This is a genomic window from Myxococcales bacterium (genome assembly GCA_016706225.1).
In the GTDB taxonomy this organism is placed as follows: Bacteria; Myxococcota_A; Polyangia; order Polyangiales; family Polyangiaceae; genus JADJKB01.
In genome coordinates, this window is the sequence record JADJKB010000016.1 from 26509 (window position 1) to 52578 (window position 26070).

20 protein-coding genes and 3 pseudogenes are annotated in these 26070 nt (G+C 65.4%); 13 read left to right on the forward strand and 10 right to left on the reverse strand.

The genetic code is table 11. The annotated features are described in order from the left end of the window. The first annotated feature begins 788 nt into the window (after positions 1-788). The 12 genes and pseudogenes from IPI67_23985 (at position 789) to IPI67_24040 (ending at position 13472) form a co-directional block, all read left to right on the forward strand. A complete protein-coding gene (locus IPI67_23985; GenBank protein ID MBK7583243.1) occupies positions 789-1058 on the forward strand; it encodes a hypothetical protein in 270 nt (89 codons plus the stop codon). Continuing rightward, entirely contained in the window at positions 1058-1681 is a 624-nt protein-coding gene (locus tag IPI67_23990; protein ID MBK7583244.1) for an isoprenylcysteine carboxylmethyltransferase family protein, read from the forward strand. Before IPI67_23985 ends, IPI67_23990 begins: the two co-directional genes overlap by 1 nt. A gap of 211 nt (positions 1682-1892) precedes the next feature. Then, a complete protein-coding gene (locus tag IPI67_23995; GenBank protein ID MBK7583245.1) occupies positions 1893-2627 on the forward strand; it encodes a DUF998 domain-containing protein in 735 nt (244 codons plus the stop codon). 95 nt (positions 2628-2722) lie between these two features. Then, positions 2723-3967: an MFS transporter gene (locus IPI67_24000; protein ID MBK7583246.1), complete on the forward strand. Its 1245-nt coding sequence runs from the start codon at positions 2723-2725 to the stop codon at positions 3965-3967. Next, positions 3964-4116 (forward strand): hypothetical protein, encoded by a 153-nt coding sequence (locus IPI67_24005; protein ID MBK7583247.1) that lies wholly within the window; start codon positions 3964-3966, stop codon positions 4114-4116. Before IPI67_24000 ends, IPI67_24005 begins: the two co-directional genes overlap by 4 nt. Next, positions 4113-6155, forward strand: a pseudogene (locus IPI67_24010) (copper-translocating P-type ATPase). The gene IPI67_24005 and the pseudogene IPI67_24010 overlap by 4 nt, the downstream one beginning before the upstream one ends. A gap of 535 nt (positions 6156-6690) precedes the next feature. Further along, a complete protein-coding gene (locus tag IPI67_24015; GenBank protein ID MBK7583248.1) occupies positions 6691-7212 on the forward strand; it encodes a DUF4395 family protein in 522 nt (173 codons plus the stop codon). Between the two features lie 138 nt (positions 7213-7350). Continuing rightward, positions 7351-7545 (forward strand): YHS domain-containing protein, encoded by a 195-nt coding sequence (locus IPI67_24020; protein ID MBK7583249.1) that lies wholly within the window; start codon positions 7351-7353, stop codon positions 7543-7545. 126 nt (positions 7546-7671) lie between these two features. After that, positions 7672-10034: pseudogene (locus IPI67_24025) on the forward strand (phosphoketolase family protein). 321 nt (positions 10035-10355) lie between these two features. Continuing rightward, positions 10356-11588, forward strand: a complete 1233-nt coding sequence (locus tag IPI67_24030; protein MBK7583250.1) for a glycosidase — start codon at positions 10356-10358, stop codon at positions 11586-11588. A 43-nt stretch (positions 11589-11631) separates the two neighbouring features. Then, a pseudogene (locus tag IPI67_24035) lies at positions 11632-12794 on the forward strand (type II glyceraldehyde-3-phosphate dehydrogenase). Between the two features lie 267 nt (positions 12795-13061). Beyond that, entirely contained in the window at positions 13062-13472 is a 411-nt protein-coding gene (locus tag IPI67_24040; GenBank protein MBK7583251.1) for a hypothetical protein, read from the forward strand. Positions 13473-13567: 95 nt separating this feature from the next. On the opposite strand, the gene IPI67_24045 is transcribed toward IPI67_24040, so the two are convergent. The 10 genes from IPI67_24045 to IPI67_24090 all read right to left on the reverse strand — a co-directional run bounded on the left by IPI67_24045 (position 13568) and on the right by IPI67_24090 (position 25162). Next, on the reverse strand, positions 13568-13789 hold the full coding sequence (locus tag IPI67_24045; GenBank protein ID MBK7583252.1) for a hypothetical protein: 222 nt from the start codon (positions 13787-13789) through the stop codon (positions 13568-13570). 61 nt (positions 13790-13850) lie between these two features. Further along, positions 13851-14099, reverse strand: a complete 249-nt coding sequence (locus IPI67_24050) for a hypothetical protein (protein ID MBK7583253.1) — start codon at positions 14097-14099, stop codon at positions 13851-13853. A gap of 387 nt (positions 14100-14486) precedes the next feature. Beyond that, complete coding sequence (locus tag IPI67_24055) at positions 14487-15695, reverse strand: hypothetical protein (protein ID MBK7583254.1); 1209 nt, start codon at positions 15693-15695, stop codon at positions 14487-14489. Positions 15696-15801: 106 nt separating this feature from the next. After that, positions 15802-16026 (reverse strand): hypothetical protein, encoded by a 225-nt coding sequence (locus IPI67_24060; protein ID MBK7583255.1) that lies wholly within the window; start codon positions 16024-16026, stop codon positions 15802-15804. Between the two features lie 99 nt (positions 16027-16125). After that, positions 16126-19404, reverse strand: coding sequence for an efflux RND transporter permease subunit (locus tag IPI67_24065; GenBank protein MBK7583256.1), 3279 nt, complete (start codon positions 19402-19404; stop codon positions 16126-16128). A 19-nt stretch (positions 19405-19423) separates the two neighbouring features. Further along, a complete protein-coding gene (locus tag IPI67_24070) occupies positions 19424-21229 on the reverse strand; it encodes an efflux RND transporter periplasmic adaptor subunit (GenBank protein MBK7583257.1) in 1806 nt (601 codons plus the stop codon). Beyond that, positions 21226-22206, reverse strand: a complete 981-nt coding sequence (locus IPI67_24075; GenBank protein ID MBK7583258.1) for a TolC family protein — start codon at positions 22204-22206, stop codon at positions 21226-21228. The genes IPI67_24070 and IPI67_24075 overlap by 4 nt, the downstream gene beginning before the upstream one ends. 761 nt (positions 22207-22967) lie before the next feature. Further along, entirely contained in the window at positions 22968-24242 is a 1275-nt protein-coding gene (locus IPI67_24080; protein ID MBK7583259.1) for a type II restriction endonuclease, read from the reverse strand. 73 nt (positions 24243-24315) lie between these two features. Then, the gene (locus IPI67_24085; GenBank protein MBK7583260.1) at positions 24316-24537 is read right to left on the reverse strand and encodes a hypothetical protein; all 222 of its coding nucleotides are present in this window, start codon (positions 24535-24537) and stop codon (positions 24316-24318) included. Between the two features lie 157 nt (positions 24538-24694). Further along, on the reverse strand, positions 24695-25162 hold the full coding sequence (locus IPI67_24090) for a hypothetical protein (protein MBK7583261.1): 468 nt from the start codon (positions 25160-25162) through the stop codon (positions 24695-24697). A 254-nt stretch (positions 25163-25416) separates the two neighbouring features. On the opposite strand from IPI67_24090, the gene IPI67_24095 reads away from it, so the two are divergent. Next, positions 25417-26070, forward strand: coding sequence for a hypothetical protein (locus IPI67_24095; GenBank protein MBK7583262.1), 654 nt, complete (start codon positions 25417-25419; stop codon positions 26068-26070).

Here is a 26070-nt window from a genome sequence, read left to right on the forward strand (position 1 = left end):
CGAGCGCGAGACTGCAATCGCCATGCCGTGGCCAGATACGAGCGACCCGTGTGCGACGCTCGTGGGAAGCCGAAGCAAACGCTCTCCGCCGGTCCGCGTTTCGCGAGCCAGAGCACTGCGCGCGCGCGTGCGCGTACCGCGGCGTGACCGCGCGTGTCACGCGGAACGTGAGGGGGAGTCAGGTAGCGCCAGATCGATTCGTGCAGGCCTGTTTGCGGAGACCGCGGGCCATGCCTGGGAAGAAAGTGGGCTGCGGCTTCGGGTCCGTCTCCGACTTGGCAGGACACGTCGTGCCTTCCGGGCTTTTCCGGCGGACTTGCAGGGCGTTCACGTGCATCGGCTGCGAGAGCTCTGCAAGCCGGTCGTGAGCTGTCGAGGGCGGACGAGCTCCATTGGCGCCAGCCACGCCATGGCGGGATCGGTCACGCCGTGACCGATCGGATCACTTCCCGTCCACCGCCGGACGTCGCCGTCCACACAAAACGTCCGTAGGCTCGTGGCGGCGATGGGCAAGACCCGATGAGGCGCCGTGAGTGCGCTTTCATCCTTCAGGCCTCGAATCAGATTGGAGGGACGCTTCCCTCATCTTTGATGGACGGGTTCTGCCCTCAATTCGCGTCCATTTCCGCCACAGTGTGGCGGGGGCGCGCTCCCGCCCCGGTGACACCTCATGGGCTGGCGCGACTGTCGCCGCGACCAGCGCGAACTTCGCACGAAGTCCGACCCGGTCGGTCATCTCGGCAGTAGCGTCGGATCGATTCGTGCACGCCCGCTCGGGAGGTAGGGCCATGCCGCAGGACAAGCACAACGATGATGGCGCGATACGCCCGCTGCGCCTCGCGGCCACTGCGCGCCGCATGCCCGAGATGCCCGCCCAGGGTGCCGGCGCCGTGATGGAAAGCCACGCCGCGCCCGAGGGCGGCTTGGTCGTCTCGAGCGCGGACCCGCGGGCGATGTTCACGATGGTCGACAACCCAGCCGTCGAACCGGTCGCTGGAGAAGCCGACGAGCGACTCCGCCGAGTCATCGACCCGATGGGTGGAAAGGAGGCGGTCTGATGCATGTCGGAATGTGGGGCCTCGCGGCCATCGTCACCGTGATCGCTTCGTGGCTGATGTACCGCTACCTGGCGCCGCAGAGCTGGAAGGAATGGACGCGCGCGGGCGTGCTTCAGGCGTTCATCATCGCCTTCTACGCGGAGATGTACGGCTTTCCGCTGACCATCTATTTCCTCGCTCGGTTCTTCGGGCTCGACCTCGCTTGGACCAAGGGCGGCAACCTGTGGGCACAGCTCTTCGGGACGCCGGTGGCGCACATCGTCGCCATGGTGCTCGGCTACGCCGTCGTGTTCAGCGGAGCAACGCTGGTCGCCGATGGCTGGCGCCGGATCCATCGCGCCTGGCGCGAACAAAATCTCATGACGGACGGTGTTTACGCGCGCATGCGCCACCCGCAATACACGGGCCTATTCCTCATCGTCTTCGGAGAAGGCGTCGTGCACTGGCCGACGATCGTCTCCGTCGCCGCGTTCCCGATCATCGTCCTCGCGTACACGCTGCTCGCCCGAAAAGAGGAGCGACAGATGCTCGCGAACTTTGGCGACGAGTACCGCGAGTACCAGCGGCGCGTCCCGATGTTCATCCCCGACTCGATAGGCGGGCAGCACCCGCAGGAGGCCTGACATGAGCGCGGAAACCATCACCATCATCAGCGGCCTCGCCCTGCTGGCCGTCTTTGCTCTAGTCGGCTGGAACCTCCGGCGCAACGCGCGCGGCGAGCAGACAGACCGAAAGAGTCCAAGCCATGACCGACGGTGAGGGAGCAGCCATGGCCAGCACGCGCAACGTTGTCGTCGTCGCGCCCTACGGCTTGCGTACGCAGGAGCACGCGGCATGACCAGCCGCGTACTGGCTGCGCCCCCGACCCCCGCCTCCGGGCAGGCAGCCGGCGGCACCTTCGCCGTGGGCAGTCCTCGAGCACGCATTGTGACCAGCGGGCTTGCCGGGCTGCTGGGCGCATCGCTGTTCGCGGCATCGATCGTCTCCTTGCAGGTCGTCCGCCCCGACGTCGACTGGGCACGCGACTACGTGAGCGACTTGGCGAATGGACACTTCGGATGGGTGTTCATCTCCGCCACCCTCGCGCACGGCCTGGGCAACCTCGCGACGAGCGTGGGGCTTCACCTTTCGCTCGAGCGCAGTCTACTCCGAACCTGGGCGGTCTTTATCTTCCGTGTCGGCGCCGCAGGCATCATGGTGGGTGCCGTCGTCACGACCGATGCACCGGGAGCAGCTCCGACCACCGCCGGACTCGTCCATGGTGCCATCGCGACCGGATCCTTCGTGTTGCAACTGCTCGCGGTGTTGCTGTTCTCAGCCGAATTTGCGCGTCAACCCCATTGGCGCGGACGGAGACGCTGGTCCTTCGTGCTGGCGATGCTCGCGGCGGTGGCGCTGGTTGTTTTTTTCGCCTCCGTTCGCCTTCGTTACATGACGGGGCTCGCCGAGCGCCTGGCGCTGGGGACGCCGCTAGCGTGGGAGCTCTGGGCCGCATATCAGCTCAGCCGTTGGGTAGCGACCCCACGCCGACCGCTCGTCACGAGCAAACAAGCGGAGAACGTGACATGACCCGAGAATCGATACAGTCGGTTCTCGAGCTCCACCCTTCAGCACGGCGACGCGCTCGGCGACGGGACATGAAGCCAGCGCGAGGGCCTCCGGGGATGACGCGCAAGCTCTTTGCGCTGTCGCTTTCAATCGCCCTGGCGATGTCCGGCGTCGGGATCATTTTACCCGTCGTGCCCTCCCACATCGAGCGCCTGGGGCTCGCCAGCGCATCGACCGCACAAGTGGCGTTGCACGTCAGCCTGTTGGCGGCTGGTTACGCGCTCATGTACTTGCTTTTTGCGCCCCTCTGGGGCCGTCTCTCGGATTCGCTCGGCAGGCGGCCACTTCTGGTGATCGGGCTCACCGGATTCGCAATCGGGCAAGCGCTCTGTGGTTTCGCTACCTCGCTGGCGGTCGTGTACGCGATTCGCCTGGGAACCGGCATCGTCTCGGCAGCGATCATCCCCGCCGCCTTCGCTTTCGTGGCCGACACGACCAACGAGGAGCAACGAACGCGCGGTATGGCGCAGTTGAGCGCGGCAGGCGGCATCGGTTTCGTGATCGGCCCGGCCCTCGGCGGGCTCCTGGGCGGCATCCACCTCCCCACCAGTGGGCTGCCCGTCGCGGACTTCTCGCTGCCCTTCTTCGCCGCCTCAGGTTGCGCTCTGCTCGCGCTCCTCACGCTGCGCTGGGTCAAAGAGCCGGTGGTCCCCGCGACCGCGCAGCCGCCGGGCTCCGTGGCGTGGATCGGCCTCACCCGCCGGATCGGGCTGCCCTTGGCAGTGGCAATGGCCGGACAAGTCGCCGTCGCGCTCTTCGAAACCACGTTCGCCCTTCACGCACGCACTGACCTCGGCATGAGCCTAGTCGAGATCGGGACAGTGTTCATGATGTGCGGCCTGATGATGCTCGTGGTCCAGCTCGGCGCGGTCGCTCGCCTCGCACGCCGTTTTGGCGAAGTGCATCTCGCCTCGGCGGCCCTCGCGCTCATGGGGCTGAGCCTGACCCTCTTGGCTTCGGCGCACAGCACCGCCACCGTGTTTGCGCTGGTCGCCTCGTATGGGATCGGAATGGGGCTGCTCACGCCGGCCGTGTCGGCGCTCGTGTCGAGGCGCGGCGGCGCACATGCGGGGGCCGCACTGGGACTCGAAAGCGGTGCCAAGAGCCTGGGTCAGATCGCTGGCCCAGTCCTCGGCGGTGTGCTCTTCGGCGCCTCCGTGGCCATTCCTTTCTGGCTCGCCAGCGGACTGCTCCTCGGCCTCGCCCCTGTCTTCGCATGGAGCGGTCGACGCACGCTCGAACCCCCGAGCGGTCGGGCGGCGAAAGGCAAGCTCGTGTTGCTCAAGCAGGAGGCGAGATGAACGTCGCCGTCACACTCTCTCCGCGGGACTACGACGTCGTGCTGTTCGATCTAGACGGTGAGGTCCTCGAAATTAACGACCCGCGTCGATTGAACGACGACGCCACCGACGTCGGCACGCATAGAGATTCGACAGGAGACACCCCATGAAAGAACACGAACACACCGCCAACCAGGAACCGGCAGCAAAACCGGTGCCCGGCGAGGTGGCCAAGGACGAGGGCTCCAAGCCTCCGGCACACCATGCCCATCATGCCCACATGGCGGCGGACTTTCGAAAGCGGTTCTGGATCTCGCTGGTCGTGACCCTGCCGATCCTCGTGCTCTCGCCGATGCTTCAATCGCTGGTGGGCCTGCGAGAAGCCATCCGGTTTCCCGGCGACATGTACGTGCTGTTCGGTCTCTCTTCGGCAGTCTTCGTATACGGCGGCTGGCCGTTCCTCAAGGGCTTTGGTGAGGAGATCAAAGCCCGCCGGCCCGGAATGAAGACTCTCATCTCCGTCGCCATCGCCACCGCGTACATCTACAGCAGCGCCGTGGTGTTCGGGCTGACCGGCAAGATGTTTTTCTGGGAGCTCGCCTCCCTGATCGACATCATGCTCGTCGGGCACTGGATCGAGATGAAGTCCCGTGATGGGGGCTTCGCGGGCGCTCGAGGAGCTGGCGAAACTCATGCCCTCCGATGCGCACAAGCTCATGCCCGACGGCAGCGTGAAGGATGTGCCGCTCGGCGAGCTTTCGGTGGACGACAAGGTCCTCATCAAACCTGGCGAGAAGATCCCCGCGGACGGTCTGATCGTGGCCGGCGAGAAGTCCGGTCGACGAGGCCATGCTGACCGGCGAATCGACCCCTGTCGCCAAGAAGACCGGCGGCAAGGTGATCGGCGGGGCCATCAACGGGGAAGGCTCGCTCACTGTCGCGGTCAAGGGCACCGGCAAGGACTCGTTTCTGTCGCAGGTCATCGACCTCGTCAAACAGGCCCAGGAAAGCAAGTCGAGGACCCAGGACCTCGCCAACACCGCGGCGATGTGGCTCACCATCGTGGCGCTGGGGGGCGGAGTTCTCACCTTCCTGATCTGGAAGGTCCTGATGGGCAGGGAGTTCGCGTTCGCCATCGAACGCACCGTGACCGTGATGGTCATCGCCTGCCCGCATGCACTCGGTCTCGCTGTGCCGCTGGTGGTGGCCGTCTCCACGGCCCTCGCGGCGAAGCACGGCCTGCTCATCCGGAGTCGAGCTGCATTCGAGGCCGCCAGGAAGCTCGGGGCCATCATCTTCGACAAGACCGGCACGCTCACCGAGGGCCGATTCGGAGTGACCGACACGCTGATCCTGGACGAAGACATCACCGAAGAAGCGCTGCGCAGCTACGCGGCTTCCGTGGATGCAAACTCCGAGCATCCCATCGCCAAGGCCATCGCCGCCGCTTCGGAGAAGAAGCTGCCCGTCGAAGGCTTCAAGAGCCTCACCGGAAAGGGCGCAGAGGGCCGGGTCGACGGCAAGGACATCAAGGTGGTCAGTCCTGGCTACCTGCGCGAACAAAACATCGAGCTCAACGACAAGCGCATCGAGCCCCTCCAAGCGCAAGGCAAGACGGTCGTGTTCGTCCTCGTGGACGGGAAGTTAAAAGGGGGCGATCGCGCTCGCCGACATCGTTCGACCCGAAGCGAAGCAGGCCATCACTCTGCTCAAGGCGCGGGGCATCCGCTGCCTGATGCTGACGGGCGACAACAAGGCGACGGCGAAATGGGTCTCGGAGCAGATCGGGCTGGATGAATACTTTGCCGAGGTCCTGCCCCAGGACAAGGCCGCCAAAGTGAAAGAAGTCCAGGCTCGGGGCGTCCTCGTGGCCATGACCGGCGACGGCGTGAACGATGCTCCGGCGCTCGCGCAGGCTGACTTGGGCATCGCCATTGGAGCCGGCTCCGATGTGGCGGTCGAGACTGCCGATGTGATTCTGGTGAGGAGCAATCCGCAGGATGTCGTCGCGATCCTGGAGCTCTCCCGCGCGACGTACCGGAAGATGATTCAGAACTTGCTCTGGGCAACCGGCTACAACGTCGTCGCCCTTCCGCTCGCGGCCGGTGCCCTTTACGCCTGGGGCGTGTTGCTCACTCCCGCGCTCGGCGCGGTGTTCATGTCCGCGAGCACGGTGATCGTGGCCATCAACGCGCGAATGCTGAAGCTGAAGACCGGGCCGAAGCCTCCAGACAAAACCGAACTCCCAGTCGAGCAAAAACCCGCGTCCAGCGCCGAAGCCAAGGCCGAGCCCAAGCCGGAAGCCGAAGCCAAGACCAAGCCGGAAGCCAAGGCCGAACCCAAGCCGGAAGCCGAAGCCGAGGCCAAGACCAAGCCGGAAGCCAAGGCCGAACCCAAGCCGGAAGCCAAGGCCGAACACAAGCCGGAAGCCGAGGCCGAGGCCAAGCGCAAGCCGGAAGCCAAGGCCGAGCCCAAACCCGAAGCCGATACCGATGCATCGCAGCCGCCTGTTGCGCCGCGGGTCGTTCAGCGAGTCCACGAGCTCTACGAGGCGCTAGGGCGCGAGGACGTTCGCGCGGTCCAAGCGTGGGAGGACTCGAAGCGGGAGAGTCAAAAGACTGAAGCCAAAGCTGACGCCAATCGCGAAGGCGCCAACCCCAAACCTGGAAGCCAACCTTGACCGACACACCAACGTCGGGGATCGCTGGGTCCGTCGAGTCAGGCGCGCCGGAGGCAGTTCTACCATGACCCAGATCCGGGCAGTCACACTCAGAAACCTGGACAAGCAGGGATTCGCCGGTCTCGATGATGTCGCCAAATCCCGTCAGGCGTGGCCGCTACGGTTCACACCCGCGGTGAGCGTCAGCCTGATCGTGATCGGGCTGGCCCTTCAGTCACCGTGGTGGCTGGCGGGCATTGCGCTGGTGGCGCTGAGTGGCGCGCTGCTGCCGAGAGGCATGCTGATCGACACGCTCTACAACATCGGCGTGCGGCATCTGTTCCGTGCGCCCCCGTTGCCTCCGACGCCGAAACCCCGTCAGTTCTCCTACCTCATCTCGACCGCGTTCTTGAGCGCCTCGGCCGTGCTCTTCTACGCCGGGTTGCCGGTGCTGGGCTCCGTGGTGGGTGGGTCAGTAGCCATCGCTGGCACCGTCCTTGCCACGACGCATTGGTGTCTCGGCTCCTTCTACTACCGGCTGATCTTCCGCGCGAGAATGCCAAGACTGAAGACCGGGCGGCAGCCGGCAGCCGAAACGAAACACTGAAGCCAAAGCTGAGCCCGAACCCGAACCCGAGCCCAAACCCGAAGGAGCCAACCTTGACCGACACACCAAGGTGAGAACTGAAACTCGAGCGAACGCGGTTACGACGGCTACGACGAACTACGAAACAACGAAAGAGGCATGACCATGAATCAAACGACCACAACCATGACCAAAGACCCTGTGTGCGGAATGACCGTGGACCCATCGACGGCTCTCCACGCCGAGCGCGATGGGAATACGTTCCACTTCTGCGGCGAGCACTGTCGGGAAAAGTTCTTGTCCACCGCGGCCAGTGCCAAACCGGAGAACAAGTCTGGAGGCTGCTGTAGCTGAGCGCGAGGCGACGATGACGCGATTGTCGGCGTAATGGCGGACAATCCGTGCCCGGCGCGCGACCGAGACCGAACGGCCGCGCGCCCGGCAGGCTGCACTCTCGGGACGACCAGGAACGTGGAACGCATGAAGACCAACACACTGACTCCGGAGCTGCTCGACACGATGGACGCCTACTGGCGCGCCGCCAACTACCTATCGGTGGGCCAGATCTACCTGTTCGACAATCCGCTGCTCACGCGACCGCTGACGCTCGCCGACGTGAAACACATGCTGCTCGGACACTGGGGCACGGCCCCGGGCCAGAACTTCATCTACGTGCACCTGAATCGGATCATCAACAAATACGACCTCGACATGATCTACGTCTCCGGCCCCGGGCACGGCGGTCCGGCGGTCGTTGCCAACACCTACCTTGAAGGCACGTACAGCGAGGTCTATCCGGACATCAGTCAGGATGAGATCGGGCTGCAGAAGCTCTTTCTTCAGTTTTCGTTTCCCGGAGGCATTCCCAGCCACGCGTCACCGGAGTGCCCGGGTTCGATCCATGAGGGAGGTGAACCGGATATTCGCTCAGCCATTCGTTCGGGGCCGTGTTCGACAATCCCGAACTCGTCGTCGCCTGCGTCGTCGGCGACGGCGAGGCCGAGACGGGACCGCTCGCGACGGCGTGGCATTCCAACAAGTTTCTCCACCCCGCCTCCGACGGCGCCGTGCTGCCGATCCTGCACCTCAACGGCTACAAGATCGCCAACCCGACGATCCTCGCCCGCATCGGCCGCGAGGAGTTGGAGCAGCTGTTCCGCGGCTACGGCTGGACACCCCTGTTCGTCGAGGGTGACGAGCCGGCGCTGATGCACGAGGCGATGGCCGGTGCGCTCGACACGGCGGTCGAGCAGATCAAGAGCATTCAGCACAACGCCCGGGTCGAGGGAGATCTTACCCGCCCGCGCTGGCCGATGATCATCCTCGAGTCACCCAAGGGCTGGACGGGCCCCGGGGTAGTTGATGGTCTGCAGGTGGAAGGCAGCTTTCGGGCGCATCAGGTTCCGCTCCACCCACGAGCCCAACCCGAACACCTCGAGCTGCTCGATGCCTGGCTCAGGAGCTACCGGCCAGAGGAGCTCTTCGATGAGCGCGGCCGCTTGAAACAGGAGTTGGCCGAGCTTGCGCCGAAGGGTGAACGACGGATGGGTGCCAATCCGCACGCCAACGGCGGCGCGCTCCTCCACGATCTGCGCATGCCGGATTTCCGCGAGTACGCGGCCGACGTGCCCGCGCCCGGGGTGCGAGGCGTCGGTGACACGCGTGTACTCGGGCCGTTCCTTCGCGATGTGGCGAAACTAAATGGCGAGCAGCGAAACTTTCGGGTCTTCGGACCGGACGAGACGCTCTCCAACGGCCTCGGAGCCCTGTTCGAGGCGACCAATCGTCAATGGGACGCCGCGACCCTGCCGAACGATGAGTTTCTGGCGCGAGCCGGGCGCGTCCTCGACTCGATGCTCAGCGAGCACCAGTGCGAGGGCTGGCTCGAGGGCTACCTGCTCACCGGGCGGCACGGAGTCTTCAATTGCTACGAGGCTTTCATCCACATCGTCGACTCGATGTTCAATCAACACGCCAAGTGGCTGAAGATTACGGCGCATCTGCCGTGGCGACGCAAGATCGCCTCGCTGAACTACCTACTTGCCTCGCACGTCTGGCGCCAGGATCACAACGGCTTCACGCACCAGGATCCCGGCTTCGTCGACCTCGTCATGAACAAGAAGGCGGAGGTAGTGCGAGCCTACTTTCCGCCGGACGCCAACTGCCTGTTGTCGGTGATGGACCACTGCCTGCGCAGCCGCCATTACGTGAACCTCGTCATCGCGGGCAAGCACCCGGCCCCGCAGTGGCTGACGATGGACGCCGCCATCAAGCACTGCACGGCGGGCATCGGTGTCTGGCAGTGGGCATCGAACGACGAAGGCGCTCTACCCGACGTGGTCATGGTCTGCTGCGGCGATGTGCCCACGCTGGAGACGCTCGCCGCCGTCTCCATCATGCGCGAGCACCTCCCCGACCTGAAAGTCCGCGTGGTCAACGTCGTCGACCTCATGAGGCTACAGCCGCAGTCCGAGCACCCGCACGGGCTCAGCGACGCCGACTTCGATGAGCTCTTCACCAAGGACAGGCCGGTCATCTTCGCCTTCCATGCCTATCCGTGGTTGATCCACCGGCTCACCTACCGCCGCACCAACCACGAGAACATCCACGTCCGCGGCTACAAAGAGGAGGGCACCATCACCACGCCCTTCGACATGACCGTGCTGAACGACATGGACCGCTTCCATCTCGTCATGGACGTCATTGACCGCGTGCCGCAAACCGGCGCCGGACCGAGCGCCCTGAAGCGGCAGCTCCAGGAAAAGTTGATCGAGCACAGGCGATACATCAACAAGAACGGCCAGGACCTGCCGGAAATTCGCGACTGGACGTGGCGGTCATGATCGACGAACCCCCCACCGTCAATGTCGGCGCCGTCGTCGCGCAGGCGGGATCGACCAGGAGACGGCCATGACCATCCATATCCAGGTCCTCGGCCCGGTCGATACCGTGACCGGATCCTCCTCGTCGAGATCGACTGGGCGCGCGTCTCGTCGACTGCGGCCCGTTCCAGGGCGACAAGAAGCTCGTCCGGGGGAGTTGGAACGAACCGATGTTCCGTGCGTCGGCGCTCGACGCCGTCGCGCTGACCTACGCCCACTTGCTGAAGGCAAAGCGTGGGCGGGGCGCGTCGGACACACGACGCTCGGCGAGAACGGGGCGCGATGAGCGGCTTTCAGTTGCACCGCTTTGGGCAGATCATGGAGCCGGAGCCGGGCAATCAGCTCGAGATCGAGGGCGTCCTGAATCCGGCGGCCGTTCGTGGCCCAGATGGTCACCTGTATCTCTTCCCCCGGCTTGTCGCGCGGGGCAATTATTCGCGCATCGGCATCGTCCGCGTGCGGTTCAATCAAGCCGGCGATCCGGCAGGCGTAGAGCGACTCGGCATTGCTCTCGAGCCGGAGGCTGATTACGAGCTGCGAGCGGACGGTGGCGGCGGTTGCGAGGATCCGCGCGTCACCTTTGTGGAACAGCTGCGGCTTTACGTCATGACCTACACGGCGCTCTCGCCCATCGGTCCAAGGATCGCCCTCGCCATATCGGAGGATTTGTTTCACTGGAAGCGACTGGGGCTCGCAACCTTTTCTCCGTATCGCGGCATCGATTTCGTCCACGTGGACAACAAGGACGCGAGCCTCTTCCCGCTCGCCATTCCCAATCACGCCGGGAAAATGCAGCTGGCGATCCTGCATCGGCCCCTCTTCCCCGGCACCCTTCCCGAGGAGACCGCCTGCCGGGATGCGTCCCGGGTGGTGGATCTCGATCACGAGAGCATCTGGATTTCCTACTGCCCCATGGCCCTGGATGGCACTGAGGCGCATCAGTTTGGCCTGTTCAACTCACATCACCGGCTCGCGACTCCGGTGTCGCCTTGGGAGATGCTGAAGATCGGCGGTGGCGCTCCGCCCATCCTCACTCGTCATGGCTGGCTGATCGTTTACCACGGCGTGAGCGAAGTGCCCGAGCCACGAGGTGACGAACGCTCTCTGTGCTACTCGGCTGGGGTGATGGTGCTCTCGAAGGAGCATCCGCGCGTGCTCCTTTATCGATCGGAGGAGCCGGTGTTGGCGCCCTTGCTGCCGCAAGAGCGGCGGGGAGCGGTCTCCAACGTCGTCTTCCCCACCGGCATCGACCAGCGCCTCGATCTCGGCTTGCCGGATCGCATCGACATCTACTACGGGATGGCCGACAACCGGATCGGCGCGGCTCGCCTCGACGTGCCCGAACGCCTGCCGTCAGGGGCACCCGCCGATCGCCCGGCCAACCATGAAAAGCAACACGGATCTGGCGGAGGAGAGCAACGCGGGGTGACCCCGGCGTTCGCGAAGACGAGCACGTCTTGCTGCTCGCCCGGGGAGGCCGGCAGAGGAAGCCACCCCGATATTGCCACGGGCTGAACGGCAACATCGAACCAGGCAGAAACCCAGATCGGAGGACTCCATGACACGAAGAGTACGCGCCGGTATCAACGGTTACGGGGTCATCGGTAAACGCGCCAGGACGCGGTAGCACTCCAGGACGACATGGAGCTCGTGGGGGTTGCGGACGTGGTCCACGACTACCGCATCCGCGTTGCCGTGGAGCGGGGTTATTCGGTGTTCGCAGCGGATCTCGATCGACGCCCCGAGATGGAAGCGGCCGGCATCCCGGTCGTGGGGACGCTCGATGACCTGATCGCTCGCGCGGAGATCATCGTGGACTGCACGCCGAAGCGGGTTGGCGCCGAGAACCGTGAGCGCTACCGAGCCGCCGGCGTGAAAGCGGTCTGGCAGGGAGGTGAGAAGCACGAGGTGGCCGGCTACTCGTTCGTGGCGCAGGTGAACTATGCCGGCGCTCTCGATCGCGACTCCGCCCGCGTCGTCTCGTGCAACACGACGGCGCTCTCCCGGGTGATGGGCGCGCTCCATTCCCGTGGCTGGGTCAAACGCGCCCGGGCGGTTCTCTTCCGCCGGGCAACGGATCCGTGGGAGTCGCACGTCAACGGCATCATCAACACCGTCATTCCCGAGACCAAAGTTCCGAGCCACCAGGGGCCTGATCTGCAGACGGTCATCCCCGACCTCGACATCACGACGCTCGCGGGCGCGGGCGCGCACAACCTGAGCCACATTCATTTCGCGATGGTGGAAACGACGCGCCCGGTCAGCATGGACGAGCTTCGCGACGCGCTATGGGATGCGCCGCGCATCGCGTTCGTCCGGGCCTCGGAGGGGCTGGTCGCCCTGAACTCCGTGATCGAGCTCATGCGCGACCTCGGCCGACCTCGCAGCGACCTGTGGGAGGTCGCCGTGTGGGAGGATGCCCTGGCCGTCGATGAGCGGGAGATCTACCTGACGTTTCAGGTGCACAATGAGGCCATCACCATCCCCGAGAACATCGACTGCATTCGCGCCCTCACAGGGCTCGAGAAGAACGCCGACCGCTCGATCGAGAAGACCGACGCCGCGCTCGGCGTGACCAAAACATTCTTGCCGAGCACGACGACGCCCATTCCGCACCTGGCGGGCCCAGACGTCCGACACCCGGCGATCGAACGGGTCGTCGCGGGTCACGCGGAGCTCCGCGGCACTGACTCGAAGGTCGACGGCGAGCCGGAGCAATGATGTCGCGCTCGGGGGCCCCGGCGCTCGGCGGCGGCGGTCCGCGGCCCTGGGAGACCCGATTCGCATGGGTGCTCCGGGCACTCCTCGTCGGCACCGCGGTGGGCCACGTCGTGCAAGGCAAGTACCTGTACGCATTGCTCTGCGTGGCGGTGATCGCGGTGCTCGTCGCTCCGCCGCTGCTCGCACGGACGAGCCTCGGGAACATACCGGTCGAGCTCGAGCTCGCAGCGCTGTGGGGTGCGGTCAGCGACATGACCCCTTGGCCGCATGGCGGGCCTCTACGCGGGGACGATCTGGTTCGACAAGGTGCTCCACTTCGGCAACTCGCTACTCGTCGGCCTCTTGGCCTTCCTCATCGTCTACGCCCTCCACTTCACGGGTAGGCTTCAGATCTCTTCGGTGGCCAACGCCGTTGTCATCCTCCTCTTGGCGCTCGGCATGGGTGCCCTATGGGAGATCGCCGAGTACGTCGCCGACTTGGCGTTTCATCAGGGATCTCAGGGATCACCGGCGATGAACCCGCTCGACGACACGATGTGGGACCTCATCCTCGACGGCGCCGGCGGTGCACTCGGCGGACTACTCGGCTCGGTGTACATGCGCCTGTCCAAACGCACGGCCCGCCGGATCGTGGCCTTCGCTCAGGTCGTTCCTCGTGGCGAGCGGCCCGCAGGGTAGGGCGACGCGGCCGCCATGAGCGCGTGAGAAAATCAAACTGCCGGCGTGGCCTCGCGCCGCCTCGCCCGCACCCGCCGATCGAGTCATCACGGTCTTCAGAGCCTGAATTTCGCTGGGCTCAGGTCATATTTCTTCAGCAATCGATACAGGGTTGCGCGTGGCAACCGTGCCTCGTGAGCAGTCGCGGCCACGTCTCCTTCGAGCGCGCGGAGCAGGTTGGTCAGGTACTCGCGCTCGAACGCCTGAACGCGTTGCTCACGCAGCTCGACCAGCCCGCCGGATTCCAGCGCGGCGGTGCTCGCCGCACCGAGCGCCACTCGGGACAGCCGCCTTGCGGCTCCCTGCAGGTTCGGGCTGTCGGGCCGTCGGTCCGCGAGATCACTTGGCACCGTGGTGGTGGCCGACTGGGCCTTCTTCCAGGTGCAGCTTCACGCGCGCAGTGTCGGACTTGCCGTCTTTTTCCAAGCGCAGCGTGACCAGCGCATGGTCGCGGGAAATTTCAGGCCCTTTGCCCTGAAAGTGGTCCCCTTCGGACTCCAAACGAACCTCGGGATAGCCTGGGATCGCCAAACTCAAGCGCGCGCTCATGCCTTCGATGCTCGCAATCGCGTCGTGCTTGTCGAGCACCCAAAGCCTGAAATTTCCGGCCTTGATGGCCGAGACGCGGACTTGGCCGGATGCGGTAGCCGCCGTAACCCCCTCGTGGGGCGCTTCCTTCGCGGGAGCGGCGTCGCTCCCCGTCGTGCTCGGCGCTGGGGCTTCAGCCGCGGGCTGGGGTGCCGAAACCTCCGGCGGGCTGACGACCGCTTGTGCGCTCGCACTCGCTGTGTCCGTGGAGCCAATCTTGGTTTCTTGTCTGTCGCACGCGCACGCGCACGCGCACGCCGCCGCGAGCAGGACGAGGGTCGTGGAGAATCGGCACATCATCGTGGTTGTCCGCAAGGAGCCCGCTGCCCCTTTCGGGGGTCGATAGCCGGACTGCGTCGCGTGCTGGCAGGCGGTCTGGGGTCACGCCTACGTCGGGTCAATACGCCGCACGGCGGAGGTGAGAAGGTCGGTGAAGTACGCCTTCCCGTCCGGGCCGATGGTGATCCCAGCAAGTGTTCCCGGCGGGAGACCGGTGTCCAGCTTGCGCACGATGACGCCCGACGTGTCCAGCGCGTAGATCCAGCTCGTCGCATTGTCGGTCACGAACAACAAACCCTCGTGAAACGCGATGCCACTCGGCGCGACGAGAGTCCCGGGTGGCATGACGTCCACCACGTCCACTCCGTCCTCGTAGTCGTGGACGGCAACCGGATCGTAAACGGGAAACTCGCCACCAAACACCGGTGTGGCGGTCGTATCGAGGCGGGCCACTCGGCCGTTTCCGGAGTCTGCGAGGTACAAGATGTCACCGGCAGCATCGAAGACCATGTGGCTGGGCACCTCGGGTAGTCTCGCGACTTCGCCGAGGGCGTAACGGTAGATCTCGCCGTCCGAGTGGTCCGCTCCGCCCGGTTCGTGGGGCTGCCGAAAATCGTACTTGTCGATCGAGCCGACGTCGCCGTTGAACACCCAGAAGATGGCGTCGCGCTGGTGAGCGATGCCCATGCTGAACGGTGAGGCGTGAAGCATGTCCAGGTGGGAGCCATTCTGCCCGGGGAGCTGTTTGGCGAAGATCGCGGGATCCGACGACCACCAAGTTGGGCCGATGTAACTTTGCGGGTCGTCTTCCAGGTTTCCGGTGCGTGCCTCGGCGGAGGTCGCGAACGTGCCTTCGGTGCCGAACGCCAACGCCGTTGGGCGGCGCATGAAGTGCGCAGCATTCGGATCTTGCTTCCACTCCGCTTCCGGCGCGGGGCCCGTCGCACCTCGGACGATGGCCACGCTGCCCCGGAGTGAGGCGCACCCGGTCTTGTCCGTGCTCGAGCACGGGTCGCCCTGGTAGGGGTTGCGGAGCAGAACCCAGAGCTCGTCGCGCGTCGGATGAAAGGCCAGATCCGTCGCGCTGCGCGGGACAGGGGACTCGTAGACCACTGTCAATTGCACCGACGACGGCGATTCGTCTCCGGTTCCGATGGGCGCCCCTGGAACGTTCGGCTTGCCCGCGACGCCAGCGGCGCCGCCGGTGTTCGCGCCTGCGGTTCCGCCCGTCCCGCCGCCGCTTGTGTTGCTGCCGTTCGTCGAGCAGGAGATGGCCAAGATCGAGAGCGCCCCAAGGGTGATTGCAGCAACGCGCATCCGGCGGCTCTAGCATGGAGACCCCAAGGCGTCCCTGTCGCGCAACGCGAGCGCGACTGCTGAAGCGCCCCCGGCGCGCCCCACGCGCACGCTCTACCTCTCCCGTTTACTCGGGAACGTGAGGCGTTGCGCCGCCGCCCGCGTCCTCGTGCATGTCCATCTTCTCTCCGCCACACCCATGCCCGGCCTTGCATTGGTGCTTCCCCTCAGCCGGACTGGGCTCTGCGGGCGCCGCCGCTTCCGGCGCGGGCGATCCACCGCAGTTCGAGAGCAGGCCAGCAATCAATCCAGCCTGCACCAAGCGGCCAATCTGAGACTTCGGCTGTTGCATGCCTCGTCGCTACCACTGCCCACACAACCTGGCAATGCAGGGTCGGCGGCCGAATCGAGTGTGACGGACGCGGTCACGCCACGTCTCTCGTGCTCGCCCTCAAACCGCAGGTGCAGTGACCGTGGGGTGCGGTTCGAGGTGTCGCTTCTTCCAGAGAAAGTACACCGCAGGGTACACGAGGAGCTCCATCAGAAACGAGGTCACGAGCCCGCCAATCATCGGCGCCGCGATGCGCTTCATCAGATCGGCGCCCGTGCCGGTGGACCACATGATCGGCAGCAAACCAATCATCGCGGCGCAGACCGTCATTGCCTTGGGACGGACACGCTTGACCGCGCCGTGGATGATCGCCTCGACCAGCTCTTCGCGTGTCTTCAGCAGCCCCTTGGCCTTGTGCTCGTCATGCGACAGGTCCAGGAACAGCAGCATGAAAACACCGGTCTCAGCATCGAGCCCCATCAGCGCGATCATGCCCACCCAGACGGCGATGGACACGTTGTAGCCGAGGCCCCAGAGCATCCACACCGCACCGATCGCCGAGAACGGCACCGCGAGCATGACGATCAGCGTTTTGACCGTCGACTTCGTGTTCAGGTAGAGCAGCGCGAAAATCAACACCAGCGTGAGCGGAAGGATCAGTTTCATTCGCTCCTTGACGCGCAGCATGTTTTCGTACTGACCGCTCCAGATCATGTTGTAGCCAGTGGGCAGGGACACGCCGGCCGCCACCGCCTTTTTGGCCTCGCTCACGTATCCCCCGACGTCGTATTTCGACGTGTCGAAGTCGACATACACGTAGCCCGCGAGGAGCCCGTTCTCGTCGCGGATCATCGCGGGACCGTTGGCCAACTTCACGTCGGCGATCTCGCTCATCGGGATCTGGCCGGAACCGCTGGGGAGGGGAAGCAGCACCCGCCGCAGGCTGGTGAGATCCTCGCGGAAGTCCCGGGCGTAGCGCACGTTGATTCCGTAGCGCTCGCGCCCCTCGACGGTGATGGACTGGTTGTCCCCACCGACCGCCGTCATGACCATCATGTTCGCGTCGTCCACACTCATCCCATAGCGCGCGAGCTGATCGCGCTTGAGCACGAAATCGACGAAATAGCCCCCTGCTACCCGCTCGGCATACACACTGCGGGTGCCCGGCAGCTTTTTGATCACACCCTCGACCTCCTGCGCCACGCGTTCGATCGTGCCGAGATCGGCGCCGCTCACCTTGATGCCGATGGGCGTACGGATGCCGGTCGAGAGCATGTCCAGTCGGCCCTTGATGGGCATGGTCCAGGCGTTGGAGATGCCCGGAAGCTGAAGCGCGGCGTTCATCTCGTTCTCCAACTCCTCCTGAGAGATACGATCGCGCCAGAACGGACGCAGCACTGGTTTCAGCCACTTGGGCGCCCAACTCGAATACCAGCGCGGCTTTTCCCGCCACTCAACCTCGGGCTTCAGAATGATGGTCGTCTCCATCATGGTGAACGGAGCCGGATCGGTCGAGCTGTCGGCGCGCCCTGCCTTGCCGAACACGCGTTTGACCTCCGGAAAACGCATCAAGATCTTGTCCTGCACTTGCAGCGCCTTTTGCGCCTCGGCCACTGACATTCCAGGCTCGACGGCTGACGGCATGTAGAGGATCGTGCCCTCGCGCAGCGGTGGCATGAACTCCGAACCCAGCTGGAGGTACACCGGAATCGACGTGAGGATCGCCGCCAGCGCGAGACCGATGGTCAGACGCGGGTACTTCAAGACCCACCGACAAGGCCGCTCGTACAGGCGGTGCAGCACTCGCGAGATGGGATGTTTCTCCTCCGAGTAGTATTTGCCGACGAGCATCCGGTTAGCCAGTCCGGCCAGCCAGCGCGGACGAAAAGTGAAGTCGTCGATTCGGGCGAACATCATGCGCATCGCTGGGTCGAGCGTGATGGCGAGGAACGCCGCGATGGCCATGGCCAGGTTCTTCGAGTACGCAAGCGGCCGGAAGAGTCGCCCCTCCTGATCCACGAGCGTGAACACTGGCATGAACGCGACGGCGATCACCAACAGAGAAAAGAATACGCCTGGGCCGACCTCGAGCAGCGCGTCCAGTCGCACATGGTGGAAGCTGCCCTGCTTGCCGTCCTGTATCCAATGGTAGATTTTGTTGTAAGCGTTCTCCACCTCGACGATTGCCCCGTCCACCAGCACACCGATGGAGATGGCGATGCCTGCCAAGGACATGAGGTTTGCGTTCAACCCCATCGCGTACATCGGGATGAACGCCAGGGCGACCGAGACCGGAATGGTCACGATGGGAATGACCGCGGACGGAATGTGCCAGAGGAAGATCAGGATGATGATGGAGACGACTATGATCTCCTCGATCAGCTTCTCCTCGACCGTGGTGATCGCCGCCTCGATCAGCTCGGAGCGGTCGTAGGTCGTCACGACCTCGACGCCCTTGGGCAACGACGGCTTCAGATCGTCGAGTTTTGCCTTCACGCGGTTGATGACGTTCAGCGCATTTTCTCCTGAACGCATCACGACGATCCCGCCCACGACGTCACCCTGGCCGTCCAGGTCGGCGATACCGCGACGCAGCTCCGGACCGAGCGCCACCTTGGCAACGTCCTTGACCAAAACCGGGGTCCCGCCCTCGGCCCGGAGCACGAGGCGCTCGATGTCGTCGATCTTTTTGACGTAGCCGCGACCGCGGACCATGTACTCGCGGCCGCTGATCTCGACCAGCCGGCCGCCAACGTCGTTGTTGCCGCTTCTGACCGCGTCGATCACCGCCTCGAGCGGCAGTTTGTATGCAGCGAGCGCGTTGGGATCCACGGTCACCTGGTACTGGCGCACCTGCCCGCCGACCGTGGCTACCTCGGAGACACCCGGTACGCTTTGGACGGCGTAGCGCAGGTACCAGTCCTGGTACGAGCGGAGCTCGTCCAGCGAGTGCTGGCCGGTCTTGTCTACGAGTGCATACTGGAAGACCCAGCCGACGCTGGAGGCGTCCGGACCCAGCTCGGTTTTCACGTCGCGCGGCAGCTGGGGTGTGATCTTGGAGAGGTATTCGAGCACGCGCGAGCGAGCCCAGTACATGTCCGTGCCGTCCTCGAAGATCACGTACACGTAGCTGAAGCCGAAATCGGAGAAGCCGCGAATGGCCTTTACTTTGGGAGCGCCCAGCAAGGACGTAATGATCGGGTATGTGACTTGATCTTCGATGATGTCGGGGCTGCGGTCCCACTTCGAGTAGACGATGACCTGCGTGTCGGACAGGTCCGGCAGCGCGTCGAGCGGGATGCTTCGCATCGACCACACCGAACCGACGAGGGCTACCAGCACGGCCGCTACGACCAGGTACTTGTTCTCCGCCGAGAAACGGATGATGGCTTTGATCATGGCCCGCGGTGCTCCGGCGTCATTCGGCCTTGTGTTCGCTGGGCGTGAGGAACATGCCGCACTTGGGACAGCGCGACGGCTTGGTGTCCGTGACCTCGGCGTGCATCGGGCACGAATACTGCGGAGGCTGCTCCGCGGTGGCCTTCGGGCGCGCTGGGACTCGCTGGGGCGCAGGGGCGGCTCGGCTGCTCGTTGGCGTGGGCACGGCGACCGATGGGGCGGCACTCGGCATCGGGGCCACCGACGCGGTGGCGGCCGGCGCGGACAAAGCGGCGAGCGAGGCCCGGAGTCGTGACTCGGAGTCGACCAAGAAGTTCGCGCGGACCACTACCTTCTCCCCTTCGGTGAGACCGGAGAGGACCTCGACGCCACTGCCGTCAGAATCGCCGAGGGAGACCTGGCGTGGCTCGAACCTGCCGGCTTGCAGCGCGACGAACACCACCTTCCGGCTGCCCGAATCGATCACCGCGTCTTCGGGGATCCGTAGGCCGTCCCGCTCGGCGTTCTCGAGCACGACTTCGCCGAACATCGCCGGCTTGAGATCCCCGTTTGCGTTGGCGAACTCCAGGCGAAGCTTCACGGTGCGCGTGACCGGATCGAGCACCGGATCCAAGAAGGTCGCGCTGCCCTCGAAGACCCGGTTTGGGTACGCCTTCAGCGTGAGTTTGGCTTGCATGCCGAGTTTGACGCGATGCAGATCGCTCTCGTAGATATCCGCCAGCACCCACACACGCGACAGATCCGCGATCTCGTAGGGCATGGCGCCTTCGTCGAGCTTCATGCCCTCGACGACGTCTTTCTTGATGACGACGCCCGCGATCGGTGAGTGAAACGTGAGCGTCTTCAGGGGCTTCCCTTCTTGCTCGAGGCGCCGGATCGCGGACTTCGGGACGTCCCAGAGCTCCAGCTTTCGCCGGGATGCCGCGATCAATCCGGCGCTGTCGACGGAGAAGGCCGAGGCGGCGCCCTGCGACTTCCGGGTGGACAGGGCGATCCGATACTCTTCTTGGGCAGCGAGGAGCTCGGGGCTGTACCCGGTGAAGAGAGCGGCGCCCTTCCGCACCGGCTTGCCGACGAAGTCGACGTAGACCCTCTCGACGTAGACCGGAACTTTGACGTTGACATGCCGCACCCGCGTTTCGTCGGTCGCGACCCGCCCGACCGTGCGAAAGCTGCCACTCACTTTGCCGCGCGTGACGGCCACGGTCTTGAGTCCGATGAGCTGCTGCCGCGAAGGGTCGATGTCGACCGTGGCGAGCCCCTCGACCGACGGCGCGTCGTTGGCAACGTCGTCGTCCGCGTAGACCGGAATGAAGTCCATGCCCATCTCGTCCTTTCGGGGCACGGGTGAGGTCTGTTTTGGATCCATCGGGGAGCGGTAGAACTTGATCGTCTTGTTCCCGGAGGCGGCCGCAGAGCCTGCGGGGCCCATCTTCACCAGTTTCATGCCGCAAATCGGGCAGTCCCCCGGATGGTCCTGCACGATGGTCGGGTGCATCGGACACTGGTACTGCGCCGTGGTCGCATCATCCGATGCGTCCGAAGCGTGAGGGCGGTGCGCGATGAAGTAGCCGCCAACACCCGCCACGGCAGCCGAGAGCAGCGCAACGAGTATCAGGCTGAACCAGCCGAAGGTCCGCGGCGGGCGCGGGCTGCCCGCAGCCACCGGAGGGGGAGGCGGGGGCTCGGGAGGGACGGGCTCGCGCGGCGCAGCGTCCGGCGCGGCAGCCTCGGGCTTCGCAGCCTCGCGGGGAAGGGAAGGCTCGCGTGGCGCGTCGGGGTCCGGCGGCTCGGTTCCTGGTGCGGCAGGAGGCGGAGTGCTCATCGCCCCCTCGTTTCCATCGTGGCGAATGGAACGCGGCCGAGCGTACGGTCCAACCTCGCGCGCCGCTTGCCGAGCTCAGCGACAGCGGCGTGGAGTGACAGCTCGGCATCTCGTAGGTTTCGCTCGCCGTCCACGACCGCCAGGAAGCTCGTTCGCCCGGGCGCGAAGTCGGCGCGTGCCGCCGTCACCTGCGCTCTGGCGACGGGCAGCACTCTCCCCTCCAGGATCTTCACGACCCGGATGGTCTCGACTAGACGCTGGCGCGCTACGCTCACCTCGACGCGGATGCGGTCCATCAGTCTCGCGCCCTCCGCTCGCACCTCCGCTATGCGCGCCTCCGCCTCGTCCAGCGCTCCACCGCGCCGCCCGCGTTGCAGCGGGATAGGCGCCGAAATGCCCAGCATCAACCGACTGTCGGGCATGACCATGGTGTTGTACGAGGCCATCAGCGTGAAGTCCGGGTAGTACTCCCGCTCCGCATAGCGTGAGAGAGATTCGGCGGACCGCACTCGTGCGCGCAGCGCATGGAGCTCCGGGCTCGCAGCGAGCGCGATACGGATTAACTCCGCCTCCGAGGGAGGCGCCTCCAGACTCAGCGCGAAAGCGCTCGCGGGCGGCGGCAGGGGTTCGTTCGGGTTGCGGTGCAAGAGTCCGTTTAGGCTCGCGATGATGGCCCCGCGATCCGAGCCCAGCGTCGCGTCCTGCTCGACGAGCCGTGAGAGCTCCACCTCCGCTTGCAGCGGATCCTGGAGCGACGCCCGACCCACCGAGAGCAGAGCCTCGGCGTTGCTCTTGAGCTCTTGCAGCAGATGCTGATGGTGCTCGTTCACCTCCAACGAGCGGTGGACCAGATAGTAGTCGTCGAAGAGCAGCGAAGCCTCGAGCGCGGTCTCGGCTCCGTGGCGCGCACGTCGTGTCGAGCCGCATCGCTCTCGCGCTCGGCGCCCTCGCCGAGGCTGGCGCGCTTTCCGGGCCAAGGGAATCGCTGACTCAGTTGCACGGTCTGTCCGAACGTGCCCGTGCCGATGGTCCCGGGAGCGAACCCGTACGCGAGCTCCGGGTCGTCGAGGGCAGACACCTGCGCGCGGCGCGCGCGAGCTGCGCGCAGAGCTTGCCGGCGAGCCACGATCTCCGGATTGCGCGCGATTACTGCTCGAATCAGCGCCGCACGCGAGAGAACGCGGCCGCTGTCGGGTCGTGGTCCCGCCGCCGCGCCGCCCTCGCTTTGTTTGGCCGCGTCGCCGCTACTCGAAGCAGACGACCCAGGCTCGGCCGCCCACTGCGCTGGTTCGGGTGTTGCGGGCGGCGCCTCGGTCAGCTCGCCTGCTGAAAGCGACGGGCTCCGGCCATCGGCAGCGTGGCGGGTCGGAACGCACGCCACGATCAGAGCACAAATACCCAGCGATAGAGCCCGAAGGCGACGACACGTGTTGACCATTCGGAGATGCTCTGCGAACCCGCGTTGTGCAAGCGGCGGACCAGCACTCACGAGAACGCGGGCTCGGCCGCATGACCCGCGGTGTCCTCCGCGGCGAGCGGGCTGGCATTTGCGGGCAAGCCACGCGAATGTGGACAGAACTCGGATTCCGAGGTCCGCTGCGCGCCGCGAGCGCGACCCGCGGAGGTTGTCCAGGGCGGCGTCAGCGGGCTTGAAATGTGACTGAACAGGTCATACCGAGACCGTTTGGGTCACGCGGTGACCTGGTGCGGGAAAGTTGGACGACGCACCCGGTTACGCTCAGACGATGACCCGCGAGACGGCTTCGATCGCCTTGAGCCCGGCGCCGAAGCGTGCCATCGCCTCCCGGTTCTTTTCGAGCTCGCTGTACGGAAGATATCGGACGTGCAGATCTGCGACGCGACGAAACGCTGGCCGCAGGAGCTGCGCTCGCACCTCGTCCTCGCGGCTGTCCGGGGCCACCAGATACAACGAGTGCGTCGCGTCTCCGGAGCCGCCCAGCGCCAGATCCAGCAGCCGCACGATGCCCGAGTAAATCGACGTCGTGTGCTCGACTTCGAAGGCAGCCCGCACCTTTCCGGACTCCGGATCCAGCCACAACACGTCGATCAGTCGCACGGCGTCAGCGCCGGGCGTGCCCATCACCTCCGGCGACAAGGCCTCCAGGCAACCGTCACCCAACCTGCCGCCCCCAAACGGCCGATTGCGATCGTTCGACGCAATCCATACGTCGAACGCGAGCGCGCGGCCCAGGTCGCGCAGCCATCCCTGCACTTCGGTGTGGGTGCGATCGCTCTGGCTGGCTGCTGCGTGGGTCCTGCGCTCCCGAGCCGTCTCCTCGCGAACTTTCGCCAGGTCGGCCTCCCAGGCTTTCCTTGCGGCTTCGTCGCCGTCCCGCGGAGGTGGCGCGTAGCGCCCGGCCCCGACATCGAACAACAAACCGCCGACCGCGCCGAGGTCATTGGACAGCAGAGCGCGATATTCGGTGTTCAACCGGAGAACTCCCGCTCGCATCGCCAGGTACTCCTGCCACGAGCCGAGCTTCACGCGTGCTCCCGTCAGGGCGTTGTAGCCCTTGACGATCGCGGTGTTGAACGGAGGCATCTCGGTGGGGTGCAGGAAGTAGAGGAGATTCGCGACAGCCGGACCGAGCCCCTTGATCCGCTTGTGGTCGAGTTGCTGAATGGCCAGCACCAAAGCGTCGCCGCCCGAGCAACAGACGCAGGTCGACAAAAAAGCACCGAAAGCTCGCTGGTTATCGGGTGACTCGTAGATGTCCGGGATCCGCAGCTTGGGCTTCCACAGGAACGCGTGGTCGGCGCCACGAAAAATCTGGCGCTGCTCTGCAATCGAGCCGACGACCGTCTCGAGTGAAGAGCCCCGGTACGCGTTGCCGAAGGTCCCCGTCTCGATTTCGCGCACGACCTCAGCAATCCCGCGGCGGATCGAGCGGAAGTTCTTCAGCCGCTCCTCCCACAGGAACCAGCCAAGGTACGCGCCGGACGGATCTTGGCGCCAGCGTTCGATCAGCGCGCGGAGCGGCGGTGCGGACACGACCGCAGAGTAATCGCCTTTCTCCCGCCGTGCTGGGTGGGCGCAGACGGTGCCGGGCCCGGCATGCGAGGAGTCAGTGATGGTCGTGTCCGCCGGACGACTTCTCGGGTTTCTCCGGCTTCTCGGGCCGCTCCGACTTTTCTGATTTCTCGGCTCTCTCGACCGGCTCCCGGGCGGCTCGTTCCCTTGGATCGACGCGGTCATGGTCGCCGGCGTTTTTTGCGCCAGAGCCGCCTCCGCAGGCAGTGGCAAGCGCGGTGGCGAGCAAGGCCATTGCCCAGATCGATTGTTTCATGGTCGTTCTCTCCGTCGTGTCGGGACGCCCGACGCGACGGCACACGCAAGTGCCGTACCGACAACGTGCGCGGGCACACACGTTGGGGCAACGCTGCGTTGCCCTCGGCCCGGCGTGACCGCCGCGGTCACGCCAGCGCAAAAGGCGGGCCCATCGATCACACCCCGCGCCGCCGGGAGATCCCGAGGCCTTGCAGATTGGCCACGAGTCGTCGGAGACACTCGTCCTCACAGTCGTCGAGCTCTGAGCTGTAGTCGGTGCGATGGCGCACTTCGATCACGAGCTCCACTTCGCCAGCTGCCCCCGTCGAGCCGTAGTAGTGGAGTGAGTGATCGAAGGGGCGCACGACGAAGCGGGCTCCCCACTTGGCGCGGGGGAGTGACGCGTGGGCCAGCTCGCCCAGGTCGCTCCAGATCGCCTGGCACTTCGTACAACCGGGCTGCAGCATTCGCACGCCGACGGGATAGAGACCAATGAGCGACACGTCGTAGCCGATCGTTCGTCCGCCACCGGAGGTCGGAATTCGAGCGGGCCAGACCTCGTACACGACCGAGTGCTCGGCGACGATCCTGGTGAGCCGTTGTTTCCTCTGTGGGTGGAGCTGTGCCGAGCAGTCGTCGTTCATGGGGTTCTATCCTGCGTTCCGCTCGCGAGACGGAGCTTCTTCGCGTCCACTCCGAATGAGCAGATTCCGTGCCGCCGATGACGTGCTCGGCCGGCTCTGCGTCCCCGCGAGCTCGCGGGGCGCTTGGCACGAGCATTGCGACGCCAAAGCCGAGACGAAAGGAAACAGCCATGTTCCAGCGATCAGCAATGGGTGTGATGGTGGGTGTGTTCTTGGTTGGCTGCGCATCGACACCAGGCGCGGGCGCGCACGACATGAGCGCGGTCGAGCATGCGGCGCAGGCTGATCGGGAAGAGAAAGCCGCGCGTGCCCACGAAGAGCGCTACGACCCGGGCGCTTCGACCAACAAGAACGGATGCTCCGACCCCGCCGTACGTGAGCCATTCGACGTATGTTGGGGCTGGGTTGCCAACCCGACCGAGCAGCATCTCGCACAGGCGGAGCTCCACCGTAAACATGCCGCCGACCATCGGGCCGCGTCCGACGCGCTGCGCCGTGCCGAAGCCCAATCGTGCGCCGGCCTCGCAGTTGGTGATCGCGACGTGAGTCCGTTCGCCCATACCGAGGACATCGCGGGCGTCGAGAGACTCACTGTTCCGGATCTGGCCGGCGACACCGCAGCGGACGCGGACAAGACGGTTGGCGCGGTGATTACGTTTCGCGCCGTGTCGGGGATGACGGCGGAGTGGCTTCAGCGTGTCATCGACTGCCATCTCGCGCGCAACGCAGCCCTCGGTCATGTTGCGCCCGAAATGCCGGATTGCCCGCTGGTTCTCCGGGGCGTTTCGGCCAAAGTGGCATCAACCGGCGTCGGGTTCGCCGTCAGTGTGCAGGCCGCCGATCGCGCGACGGCCAGGGAAGTCCTCGCCCGCGCCGAGCGACTGGCGAGCGCCGCGAAGAGGCGCTGA

Bases quoted from the DNA above. Each gene is read 5' to 3' on its own strand.
- IPI67_24020 (MBK7583249.1), top strand. From the start codon at position 7,351: ATGACCATGAATCAAACGACCACAACCATGACCAAAGACCCTGTGTGC.
- IPI67_24000 (MBK7583246.1), top strand. From the start codon at position 2,723: ATGACGCGCAAGCTCTTTGCGCTGTCGCTTTCAATCGCCCTGGCGATG.
- IPI67_23990 (MBK7583244.1), top strand. From the start codon at position 1,058: ATGCATGTCGGAATGTGGGGCCTCGCGGCCATCGTCACCGTGATCGCT.
- IPI67_24065 (MBK7583256.1), bottom strand. From the start codon at position 19,404: ATGATCAAAGCCATCATCCGTTTCTCGGCGGAGAACAAGTACCTGGTC.
- IPI67_24070 (MBK7583257.1), bottom strand. From the start codon at position 21,229: ATGAGCACTCCGCCTCCTGCCGCACCAGGAACCGAGCCGCCGGACCCC.
- IPI67_24085 (MBK7583260.1), bottom strand. From the start codon at position 24,537: ATGAAACAATCGATCTGGGCAATGGCCTTGCTCGCCACCGCGCTTGCC.
- IPI67_24095 (MBK7583262.1), top strand. From the start codon at position 25,417: ATGAGCGCGGTCGAGCATGCGGCGCAGGCTGATCGGGAAGAGAAAGCC.
- IPI67_24040 (MBK7583251.1), top strand. From the start codon at position 13,062: ATGGCGGGCCTCTACGCGGGGACGATCTGGTTCGACAAGGTGCTCCAC.
- IPI67_24030 (MBK7583250.1), top strand. From the start codon at position 10,356: ATGAGCGGCTTTCAGTTGCACCGCTTTGGGCAGATCATGGAGCCGGAG.
- IPI67_24055 (MBK7583254.1), bottom strand. From the start codon at position 15,695: ATGCGCGTTGCTGCAATCACCCTTGGGGCGCTCTCGATCTTGGCCATC.
- IPI67_23985 (MBK7583243.1), top strand. From the start codon at position 789: ATGCCGCAGGACAAGCACAACGATGATGGCGCGATACGCCCGCTGCGC.
- IPI67_24090 (MBK7583261.1), bottom strand. From the start codon at position 25,162: ATGAACGACGACTGCTCGGCACAGCTCCACCCACAGAGGAAACAACGG.
- IPI67_23995 (MBK7583245.1), top strand. From the start codon at position 1,893: ATGACCAGCCGCGTACTGGCTGCGCCCCCGACCCCCGCCTCCGGGCAG.
- IPI67_24060 (MBK7583255.1), bottom strand. From the start codon at position 16,026: ATGCAACAGCCGAAGTCTCAGATTGGCCGCTTGGTGCAGGCTGGATTG.
- IPI67_24005 (MBK7583247.1), top strand. From the start codon at position 3,964: ATGAACGTCGCCGTCACACTCTCTCCGCGGGACTACGACGTCGTGCTG.
- IPI67_24015 (MBK7583248.1), top strand. From the start codon at position 6,691: ATGACCCAGATCCGGGCAGTCACACTCAGAAACCTGGACAAGCAGGGA.